1 protein-coding gene is annotated in these 1,546 nt (G+C 37.6%); it reads right to left on the reverse strand.

The window, feature by feature from the left end:
- Positions 1 to 49 precede the first annotated feature (49 nt).
- A protein-coding gene (locus tag B5P40_RS31615; RefSeq protein ID WP_087944740.1) for an IS3 family transposase occupies positions 50 to 1,380 on the reverse strand; the annotation gives its coding sequence in 2 pieces (ribosomal slippage) (positions 50 to 993 and positions 993 to 1,380; 1,332 coding nt in all).
- Positions 1,381 to 1,546 lie beyond the last annotated feature (166 nt).

The raw sequence follows: 1,546 nt of genomic DNA on the forward strand, positions 1-1,546 counted from the left end.
TGAACTGTACCCTATAAAATGGACAGTTTAATAAAAAAGCCCTGAAAAATCAAGCACTTAAAAGGTGGTTCCGATATTCGATCGGAGCCATCTTTTTTAATGTCCACTGATAACGATTATAATTATACTCCTCCATATAATCCTTTATGTTGAGCTCAAGGGATTCAAAGGTTTGACAATCTTTATAATCTAATTCATCTTTCATATGACCAAAAAAGGATTCCATTGGTGCATTGTCTAAACAATTGCCCCTACGGGACATAGATTGTCTGATCCCCATTTCTCTTACACGTTTCTGAAATTCAGGGTGTGTATAATGAATACCTTGGTCTGAATGTAGAAGCGCTTCAGGATGAATGACTTCTCCTAATCTCTCTTTCAAGTTATCTAATGTTTGATAGACGATATCCATTCGTAAAGAGGAAGAGACATGATAGGCTAAAATCTCTCGTGTTGCGCTGTCTTTTACACATGATAAATAAGCCTTCTTTCCTTTTCCATAAAATAAATAGGTAATATCCGTTAACATACTTTTTTCAGGCTCTTCTTGATTGAATTGGCGTTTTAAAAGGTTCGGACATGTTTTATGTTCTTGTGTCGCTTTTGCGATGTGTTTATAAGGATTCGCTCGGCGAATCTTTGTCACAAGGTTATATTTACGCATAATACGGTAAATACGCTTGAGATTCATACAAATTCCTTTTGTCTTTTCCAACACCATTTTGATAGAACGACCACCACATGTTTTCCCTTTTCGATTAAAAATTTCTTGGATCCATTCATAATCTGTTTCATCATTGCGTTCTTTTTCCAGCTGTTTATCTGTCTGATGAAGCCACGCATAGTATCCACTCCGACTTACCCCAGTCAGTGTGCAAAGGTAACGCACCATACGTGGGAATTGGAATCGACGTATGGTTTGTTCAATCAGTGTGTATGTTTCTCGTGGTGTTAACGCTTCTTCTGTAACGCCTGCCTTTCGAGTTCGTCTAACTTTTTTAGGAATGTCAATTCCGCTTCTAAAAACGCAATACGTGCTTCCGCTTTCTTTAATTTTTCATCAGAAGAGAGGGGTTTTTCCGAAGGGCGTCCCGTGCTTCCTTTCCCGCGGCGTTCTGTATAAAAGCCTTCCTCACCAAATTGTTCAAAGGTTCTTCGCCAACGTTTCAAGCATTGTTTTGGTTTCTTCTCACCGATCACAGCTAAGTCAAACCCATTCTCTAAAAAGATTTGGCTAGGACCTTTTCCTTGTTGATTTTCTTTTACCGCTCTTACTTTGAAATCTGAACAATAGCTAATCGAACGGTCCGACGCTTTTAATACATTTTTATTTTTTTCTAGCTGTTTCATTTGAATTTCGTTAAAAATAATTTTACCCATTCTCCGTACCTCATTTCTATCGTTGGTTCCATTATAACGAGGTTTTTTGATAAAAATACACAAAAACCCCGAATCATGGGGCTTTTTTTAAGTGTCCATGATTCGGGGTACAGTTCATATATTGTAATGGGGCACTTTTTTATTTGCTATCGATAATGCGACGTTA

The sequence above is a fragment of the Bacillus sp. SRB_8 genome (assembly GCF_003264205.1).
GTDB lineage: Bacteria > Bacillota > Bacilli > Bacillales > Bacillaceae_G > Bacillus_A > Bacillus_A mycoides.